The organism is Paenibacillus sp. JDR-2, assembly GCF_000023585.1.
Lineage (GTDB): Bacteria > Bacillota > Bacilli > Paenibacillales > Paenibacillaceae > Pristimantibacillus.
In genome coordinates this window covers 4953585-4962500 of record NC_012914.1, presented here as the reverse complement: position 1 = coordinate 4962500, position 8916 = coordinate 4953585, and the positions used below count along the sequence as shown (strand labels likewise).

6 protein-coding genes and 1 rRNA gene (1 of these 7 cut by a window edge) are annotated in these 8916 nt (G+C 44.0%); 4 read left to right on the top strand and 3 right to left on the bottom strand.

Annotated elements, in window-relative coordinates:
• Positions 1-1560, top strand: a 23S ribosomal RNA gene (locus PJDR2_RS21725); it begins 1373 nt to the left of the window's first position.
• Between the two features lie 404 nt (positions 1561-1964).
• On the top strand, positions 1965-2603 hold the full coding sequence (locus PJDR2_RS21720) for a cell wall hydrolase (protein WP_015845874.1): 639 nt from the start codon (positions 1965-1967) through the stop codon (positions 2601-2603).
• 54 nt (positions 2604-2657) lie between these two features.
• On the opposite strand, the gene PJDR2_RS21715 is transcribed toward PJDR2_RS21720, so the two are convergent.
• The 3 genes from PJDR2_RS21715 to PJDR2_RS21705 all read right to left on the bottom strand — a co-directional run bounded on the left by PJDR2_RS21715 (position 2658) and on the right by PJDR2_RS21705 (position 5698).
• Positions 2658-4004: an Nramp family divalent metal transporter gene (locus tag PJDR2_RS21715; protein WP_015845873.1), complete on the bottom strand. Its 1347-nt coding sequence runs from the start codon at positions 4002-4004 to the stop codon at positions 2658-2660.
• A gap of 256 nt (positions 4005-4260) precedes the next feature.
• Entirely contained in the window at positions 4261-4467 is a 207-nt protein-coding gene (locus PJDR2_RS21710) for a hypothetical protein (protein ID WP_015845872.1), read from the bottom strand.
• A gap of 67 nt (positions 4468-4534) precedes the next feature.
• Positions 4535-5698 carry a copper amine oxidase N-terminal domain-containing protein gene (locus PJDR2_RS21705; RefSeq protein ID WP_015845871.1) on the bottom strand — a complete coding sequence of 388 codons (1164 nt, stop codon included), beginning with the start codon at positions 5696-5698 and terminating at the stop codon, positions 4535-4537.
• 270 nt (positions 5699-5968) lie between these two features.
• On the opposite strand from PJDR2_RS21705, the gene sigK reads away from it, so the two are divergent.
• Together sigK and PJDR2_RS21695 are read left to right on the top strand one after the other, a co-directional pair.
• Positions 5969-6667: an RNA polymerase sporulation sigma factor SigK gene (gene sigK / locus PJDR2_RS21700; RefSeq protein WP_015845870.1), complete on the top strand. Its 699-nt coding sequence runs from the start codon at positions 5969-5971 to the stop codon at positions 6665-6667.
• Between the two features lie 152 nt (positions 6668-6819).
• Positions 6820-8907: an ATP-dependent nuclease gene (locus tag PJDR2_RS21695; protein WP_015845869.1), complete on the top strand. Its 2088-nt coding sequence runs from the start codon at positions 6820-6822 to the stop codon at positions 8905-8907.
• Positions 8908-8916 lie beyond the last annotated feature (9 nt).

Sequence of the window (8916 nt, the reverse complement as noted above, 5' to 3'; positions counted from 1 at the left end):
TCGTCCACTCAGGGTAAGTCGGGACCTAACGCGAGGCCGAAAGGCGTAGTGGAAGGACAACAGGTTGAAATTCCTGTACCACCGAAGATTGTTTGAGCAATGGGGTGACACAGAAGGGCAGTGACGCGGACTGATGGAATAGTCCGTCCAAGCAGTGAGGCAGAGTTGTAGGCAAATCCGCAACTCGCGTAAGCTAGGCTGTGATGGGGAGCGAAAATTGCAGTAGCGAAGGTCATGTACTCCGGCTGTCAAGAAAAGCCTCTAGTTAGATCTAGGTGCCCGTACCGCAAACCGACACAGGTAGGCGAGCAGAGCATGCTAAGGCGCGCGGAAGAACTCTCGTTAAGGAACTCGGCAAAATGACCCCGTAACTTCGGGAGAAGGGGTGCCTCGGTAGGGTGAATAGCCCGAGGGGGCCGCAGTGAAAAGGCCCAAGCGACTGTTTAGCAAAAACACAGGTCTGTGCGAAGCCGTAAGGCGAAGTATACGGGCTGACGCCTGCCCGGTGCTGGAAGGTTAAGGGGAGCGGTTAGGAGCAATCCGAAGCTGTGAACCGAAGCCCCAGTAAACGGCGGCCGTAACTATAACGGTCCTAAGGTAGCGAAATTCCTTGTCAGGTAAATTCTGACCCGCACGAATGGCGTAACGACTTGGGCGCTGTCTCAACGAGAGATCCGGTGAAATTTTAATACCTGTGAAGATGCAGGTTACCCGCGACAAGACGGAAAGACCCCATGGAGCTTTACTGCAGCTTGATATTGGACTTTGGTACGATCTGTACAGGATAGGTGGGAGCCTGAGAAGCATGAGCGCCAGCTTGTGTGGAGGCGACGTTGGGATACCACCCTGATCGTATCGGAGTTCTAACCTGGAACCATGAAACTGGTTCGGGGACCGTGTCAGGTGGGCAGTTTGACTGGGGCGGTCGCCTCCTAAAATGTAACGGAGGCGCCCAAAGGTTCCCTCAGAATGGTTGGAAATCATTCGGAGAGTGCAAAGGCATAAGGGAGCTTGACTGCGAGACCAACAAGTCGAGCAGGGACGAAAGTCGGGCTTAGTGATCCGGTGGTACCGAATGGAAGGGCCATCGCTCAACGGATAAAAGCTACCCTGGGGATAACAGGCTTATCTCCCCCAAGAGTCCACATCGACGGGGAGGTTTGGCACCTCGATGTCGGCTCATCGCATCCTGGGGCTGAAGTAGGTCCCAAGGGTTGGGCTGTTCGCCCATTAAAGCGGTACGCGAGCTGGGTTCAGAACGTCGTGAGACAGTTCGGTCCCTATCTGTCGCGGGCGCAGGAAATTTGAGAGGAGCTGTCCTTAGTACGAGAGGACCGGGATGGACGTACCGCTGGTGTACCAGTTGTTCCGCCAGGAGCACCGCTGGGTAGCCAAGTACGGACGGGATAAGCGCTGAAAGCATCTAAGCGTGAAGCCCCCCTCAAGATGAGATTTCCCAATTAGTAAGACCCCTTGAAGACGACGAGGTTGATAGGTTCGGGGTGGAAGCACAGCAATGTGTGGAGCTGACGAATACTAATCGGTCGAGGGCTTATCCTAAAAATACCCCACAAAGTGAAGCAAATGCTTCGGAGTTGAATCCGAGTACTTAGCGGGGGCCCCGGTGAAACCGGAAACACTTAAGGAACTCAAACTTTCGCATCCAGTTTTGAAGGCGCAAGCCATATACATAGGAAAGCCTGCCGATTATCGGCGGGCTTTTTTTGTTTTTCAGATTGCAATTTGTAAACATTTGTATTGAGCAATACCCACTTTAATATCAATATAAATACGAATTATTATGGAGTAACGAGTTAATCTTCATTAATTATTATGAATTATGAGAGTTGAATTAGAATTAATTAGAAAATTCTATGAAAACCATTTGTTCAGGATAGTTATGGTAAACTCGGGAAACGCGAGTCTAAAGACAAGCAAGCATACATACTGGAGGGATCGCATAAATGAAACGAAAGCTTGGTACACTCGTCTTATCGATGCTGATAGCATCTATCCTCTGCCTGCCTTTGGAGGCGTCAGCTGCATCGTTAAAAGTAGGCAGCAAAGGGACAGAGGTTAAGGATTTGCAAGAAAGACTTTATATGTTGGATTACTATAAAGGGAATATTACGAGTTATTTTAGCGCTTCAACGAAGTCTGCCGTGGCAGCTTTTCAGAAGGGCGCTGGCTTGAAGCCGGATGGTGTAGCCGGCTCCATAACGTTGCACGCCTTGCACAAAGTAACCGTAGATCGTTCTGACTTGTCCCGCATGGCGAGAGTTGTTAACGCGGAGGCTGGGGGAGAGAGCTACAAAGGGAAGATTGCCGTAGCGGCTGTTATTTTGAACCGCGCAAAAACAAACGGCTTTCCGAGTACTATCCGAGGGGTTATTTTTGCGCCAAGCGCGTTTAGCGTAGTTAGCAACGGGCAGTTCTGGAAGATGCCGACGGTCAGCGCATTGGATGCTGCCAAAGATGCTGCAAAGCGGATTGATCCTACGCATGGAGCTTTGTATTTCTACAACCCGAAAATCACGAATTCCCAGTGGATGAAGTCACGCCCGGTAACCGTAAAGATAGGGAATCACGTCTTCACGAAATAACCGTCGAATAAAAGAAGCCTGCCTTTACGAAATCGTAAACGGCAGGCTTTCTTTTTAACCAAAGAAGGTTTTGTAGAGCAGGAAGACGTTAAGGACGATAATAATAGTAGCTACAAACCAAGCGAGTATTTTCATCCATAGCGGATTAGCGAAATTACCCATTTTCTTCTTGTCGCTGGTGAACTGAATGAGCGGAACGACGGCAAAGGACAATTGGAACGACAGAATTATCTGACTTAGAATCAAGAGCTGCGCCGTACCGCTTTCACCGGATATCGCGGTAACAATTACGGCCGGAATGATTGCAATAAGCCGTGTCACAAGGCGGCGCAGCCAAGGCTTCATCCGGATGTTCAAGAAGCCTTCCATGACGATCTGACCGGCTAGCGTACCCGTTAGCGTTGAGTTTTGGCCGGAAGCCAGGAGCGCTACCCCAAATAGAATGGAACCAACAGCTGTACCAAGAAGTGGAGTCAACAGGTCATACGCCTGGCTGATCTCGGCAACCTCGGTCATACCTGCTTTGTGGAAGGTAGCCGCAGAAATAATCAGAATGGCTGCGTTAATAAATAAGGCAAAGAATAAGGCGATCGACGAATCCCATGTCGCGTATTTAATGGCTTCCCGTTTGCCAAGCTCCGTCTGCTCGTAACGTCTGGTTTGCACGATAGACGAATGCAGATACAAGTTATGCGGCATGACGGTAGCGCCAAGGATACCGATAGCAATATACAGCATCATGGGGTTAGTGACAATATGATGGCTTGGAATTAATCCAGCGAACAATGCAGGCGCATCCGGTTTCGCCAGAAAAATCTCGGTGATAAAGCAAGCACCAATTGTAAAAATTAGAACAATGACAAGTCTTTCGATATACTTAAAGCCTTTGTTCTGCAAAAGCAGGACAATAAAGACGTCTAATACGGTTATTATTACCCCGTAAATCAGCGGTATGCCAAATAATAAATTTAGCGCAATTGCTGAGCCGATAACCTCGGCCAAATCACAGGCGGCGATAGCCAGCTCGCATAGCAGCCATAACGTAAAGACAACCGGCTTACTGTAGTGATCCCGGCAGGCCTGCGCAAGGTCTCTCCCCGTTACGATACCCAATTTCCCTGCCAATGCCTGCAGCAGAATGGCCATCAGGTTGGAGATCAGAATAACCGAGAGCAGCGTGTAACCAAACATCGCGCCTCCGGCTATATCCGTTGCCCAGTTACCCGGATCCATGTAACCTACGGCTACCAGGTAGCCAGGTCCGGAAAAGGCCAATAACTTTTTCAACCAAGAGCCTTTGGTTGGTATGCGGAGCGAGCGATGTACTTCTGGCAAAGATGGCTGCGTACCTTGTGTACGCCAAGCTTCATCTTGCGACTGCGTAACGGATGTCTCCATCATGAAAATCACCTCTTGTCTTTTCCTTAGCTAATATTGTTGCGCTAGTGCAACTTTTCTGTCTAAAAAAACCACATACTTAGGAGTATGCAGGGCAGATTTCATTGTTTCTTAAATTTATTGTACCAGTGCAACTTTTTTTGTCAATGACAACTTTCACGCCTGTTAGATGGAATTACCACAAAGTATGGATTTGTTCTGCGATTGGTGAAGAGAAAATATAAAGGGCTGTTCTTTTGAAAGAACAACCCTTTATTCTCTATTCTTCATCATGGTTCTCACGATGCTCATGATGTCCGTCGAAAGTATGCTGTACATTCTCCATAAATTCTTCGACGGCTTCGCTAACCATGTCGAGAGGACCGGAGTCCTCATGATCCTTGGGCGTATTGATCCCGGCTACCGTATTGGATGTTTCGTTATAGAACTCATCGTATTCATCATTATGCTTATATCGTCTGCTCATGAATCAACAACCTCCTCGGCTAACATTCCAAGTCTTAAGGTAGTTTACCCAATCTAAACGAAATGAATCAGGCCTTCCATGAGCTTCCATCTGAAAACTTCACTGCCGTGATTTTTATATGCTTCGCCTGCGTGGTTAAGTCGTACAGGTAGAGATCCCAGGTGTCTGTTTGCGACTGGCCTGATTTGATGTAATTCCCTTGCGAAATACCCTTGAATAGATTGCTGCCGGCCCAATTGACGGACCTGTCAAAATCATCGTATAGCCGCAGGTTCATCTCATAGGCTATTACTGTCTTTGTTGTGAGATTTTTAACGGTTAGATTAACCTCGGGGTAGCCAAGAACGTCGTAGGAAATCGTTGCAGTCGTTACCTTAAGCGGGACATTGTTATTTGCCTTCAGTTCGTTTTTTAAATCCGTTTCTGCTGAACCTTTGTTTGCATTAATGATTGGAGTCACCTTGGACAAATAACTCTGGGAATAGTAATACGACCTTACTTTGCTGTAATTGTTGTTCATTAGGACGTTATTATCATAATCCTCAAGACTTTTCACAACGCTGCCGATGTACACATAGTTGTTCAGGTACGTCGTATTTCCGACTTCCATATTGTTGGTATTGTATTTCTTTGTGCTCTTAGCCTCGAATCCAATGACATAGGACAAGTAATCAATATCTTGAATTTCACCGGACGCCGGGTTGTAGAAGAAATCGACGATCTTTAAATCAAGATAGCTCTTATTATCTAAGTTGCGGGCGTAATCGCCGGAAATGAGAATCGGCAAATCACCGAAAGTGTACATCGTTGCTTTATTGGCGGTTGATATGGATATCGTACTCCCCGTAATTGAAACGGTTGCCCCTAGACTGTCCGTGATGAAGCGCAATGGTGCCATCGTTGTTCCGTTAATAGCCTTAATGGGTTCATCCAAGATGACGGTAATCCCATTGACGTTTGCAATTTTGCTTCCTGTCTTCATTTTCATGACAATGCCTTTTTTACTTGCCTTAATGGTATCTCCGGATTCCAATTCAACGGTTAAACCCATCTTTTTTAATACGGTCGCGACCGGGATGAAGGTTGTACTATTTACAACAACCGGTGCTTGCGATAAGGATAATTTCTGTCCGTCAACCCAGATTTGAGAGTAAGATTGAGCGGATGCCAGGGTAGGGAGTTGGAAAGCCAGCATACAAATCATCAGTAAGAGTGCGATTTTCTTAAACATAATTGTCTCCTTTATATATTAGTTCTTAAGACCTAAGGGATAATTCTATCACCCAATCACAAATTAAATCAAGGAATTTATGGAAAGTAAATTATTTTCGTGTTTTATGGAGTGAGTAAGAAGAGGATGGTTATTGTTTAAAAAATGAACACCCGATACTGTACATGCACACTTAGGCCTATGCCCACATACAATGTAGAACTGACGTAATAATGAGCCGGAGGATGGCATTGTACGGAGTCTTTCCACTACAGCATGGGGGTGTACAGTATGGGGTTGTTTGCAGCTATAGCGCTATTCATTAAGCAGTTATCACTGCTTGTATCTTATGTGAAAAATAATGCTTTCCCGCAGCCACTGCATGAAGAGGAAGAAATGAAGCATTTGCAATTGATGGCAGAGGGTAATGCTCATTCGCGCAACTTACTTATTGAACATAACCTTCGCTTGGTAGCCCATATAGTAAAAAAATTCGACAACACGGGCGAGGACCTCGAAGATCTGATTTCGATCGGAACGATCGGATTGATTAAAGCGATCGAAAGCTTTCAAACAGGTAAGGGGACGAAGCTCGCCACGTTCGCAGCTCGTTGTATTGAGAATGAAATACTTATGCATTTAAGGTCACTGAAGAAGACGCGCAAGGACGTATCCTTGCATGACCCGATTGGCACGGACAAAGAGGGGAACGAAATTACGCTGATCGATATCCTCGGCACGGAAGCCGATGATGTCGTGGACCGGGTGCAGCTGAAGATTGAGAAAAGCAAAATCTACCGTAATCTTGATATTCTCGACGAGCGGGAGCAGGAAGTGATCCGCGGCCGGTTCGGCCTGGATCATGGGGGAGATGAGCGGACTCAGCGGGAGATCGCGAAAGAGCTAGGGATTAGCCGGAGCTATGTGTCAAGGATTGAGAAGAGAGCGCTGATGAAGCTGTATCATGAGTTTTATAAGGCGAAGAAGTGAGAATGACCTACTTAAAGAGAGGGTGGATAACCCTCTCTCTTTTTAGTTTTTAATCTTATTCGGAGTATCGCGTTTCATAGGAGATATGGGAAGGAGAATGCCGAGAAATGACGAATTACTTGAAAAAAGTGGATTTTTGAGGAGAGTATATTATGCGTATTGAAAAGGTGAAAATTAAGAATTTTAGATTGCTACATGATGCTGAGATTACACTGGATGAGAAAACAACGGTTATTGTAGGTCGAAATAACTCAGGTAAAACCTCATTTACTGAGGTGTTTAGGAGACTATTATCCGATACGACCGCAAAATTTAAACTTGAAGATTTTTCAATTCCAGTTCACGAAGATTTTTGGAGAGCTTTCTTACTTATGAAAGAAGGACAAGAAGACCAACAAATTCGTGAAGTACTTCCTTACATACAAGTTACCCTTTCGCTTAAGTATGATATTGAAACTGATAACTTCGGACCAATGGGTGAATTTGTGATCGACTTAGATCCAGACTCGACTCATTGTGTCACATTGCTAAGATACCAGCTGTCAGATGGGAAAATCTCCTCATTATATGGTGACATAGAATACACTGGAGAACCTGATAAAACAGAAATAGAGAAAATGAATTTTTATAGAGTTATTAAAGAAAGAGTTCCACTGTTATATTCGACATCTGTGTATGCAATTGACCCTCAAGACAGTTCAAATCAAAAAAAGTTGGATTTAACTCTATTTAGGGAATTGTTGCAAACAGGATTTATACAAGCTCAAAGGGGCCTAGATGATACGACTTATAAAGATAGAGACATACTAGGAGGAATTGTAGAACGCATGTTAGATATAGCTAAGTCGGATAACTCAAAATCAGCAGATAATACGACAGTATCACTATTGGAAAGCGCCGTAAAAGAGATCCAATTGAAAATTGATTCTGATTTTAATCAGCACGTGAACAAGCTACTTCCGGCACTTTCGTTATTTGGATATCCAGGACTTAGTACTTTGCCGTTGCTTACCGAAACAACACTTGACGTAAAGAGATTATTGGAGAACCACACTAAGGTGAATTATCCAGGAATAAATGGAGTGAATTTACCTGAAGCCTATAATGGATTGGGGTCCAGAAATCTCATATATATCCTATTCCATTTATTTGAATTCTTCAAAATGTATAAAGCAAGAAAAACTGCTGCGAACTTTCATCTCATCTTTATTGAAGAACCGGAAGCCCATTTGCATCCACAAATGCAGGAGGTATTTATTAGGAAGCTCACAGAAATTGCTGATGAATTCTCACGACAGTTTAATAGTGGCCAGCCTTGGCCGGTTCAATTTGTTATAACAACACATTCTACGCATATTGCTAATGAAGCATCCTTTGATTCAATTCGGTACTTCCTGAATAAGGAGATGAATACACATGTCAAGGATCTTAATTTAGGCTTTAATAACGATTCTCAAAATGGAGATAAGGAGTTTTTACATAAGTACTTAACCTTAACAAAATGTGATCTTTTCTTTGCAGACAAGGCTATTTTAATCGAAGGTCCAACGGAAAGAATTTTGATGCCTAAAATGATTGAGAAAGTTGAAAATGAATCTTCTCATGTGAGACAACTGTCAAGCAAATACTTATCCATTATTGAGGTAGGAGGAGCGTATGCTCATCATTTTATATATATGCTCAATTTTTTGGAAATACGTACATTAATTATTACAGACATAGATTCAGTAGAATCAACAAATCAATCTAGGAGGAAGAAATGCCTCGTTTCACAAGGTACATTTACAAGTAATGCGTGCATAAAATACTGGTTTAACAATAATGATATCTCTCCTATCGCTCTTTTGAGTAAAAATGAGACAGAGAAAACAAAAGGATTAGTTCGTATTGCATATCAGGTGCCAGATGAGATTGAACATGGCATGATAGAAATTAATAAAATGTTGAAAGAAACCGCTGCCTCAGTAGAATCTATTGCAAAGAAAGGCAAAGATAAGATGGCACCGGAAAAGATTGTTTATGGTCCGACTGGGAGAAGCTTTGAAGATGCTTTTATGTTGGCAAACACACCTCAATTTGATATTGAGGGAAATACCATCTTTGAACTAGAAAGTTCAGCTTGGGAAAAAGCTTCTAATGTTAATAAAACTAACTTTGCTCTTAAATATGCACTTGAGGATACTACTTGGAATGTCCCTATATATATAAAACAAGGCTTAGTATGGCTATCAGATAAATAGTAATGAGGT

What these genes read in the sequence shown, in the direction of transcription:
- PJDR2_RS21705 (WP_015845871.1), bottom strand. Translation starts at nt 5,698, where the DNA reads ATGTTTAAGAAAATCGCACTCTTACTGATGATTTGTATGCTGGCTTTC.
- PJDR2_RS21720 (WP_015845874.1), top strand. Translation starts at nt 1,965, where the DNA reads ATGAAACGAAAGCTTGGTACACTCGTCTTATCGATGCTGATAGCATCT.
- PJDR2_RS21710 (WP_015845872.1), bottom strand. Translation starts at nt 4,467, where the DNA reads ATGAGCAGACGATATAAGCATAATGATGAATACGATGAGTTCTATAAC.
- sigK (WP_015845870.1), top strand. Translation starts at nt 5,969, where the DNA reads ATGGGGTTGTTTGCAGCTATAGCGCTATTCATTAAGCAGTTATCACTG.
- PJDR2_RS21695 (WP_015845869.1), top strand. Translation starts at nt 6,820, where the DNA reads ATGCGTATTGAAAAGGTGAAAATTAAGAATTTTAGATTGCTACATGAT.
- PJDR2_RS21715 (WP_015845873.1), bottom strand. Translation starts at nt 4,004, where the DNA reads ATGATGGAGACATCCGTTACGCAGTCGCAAGATGAAGCTTGGCGTACA.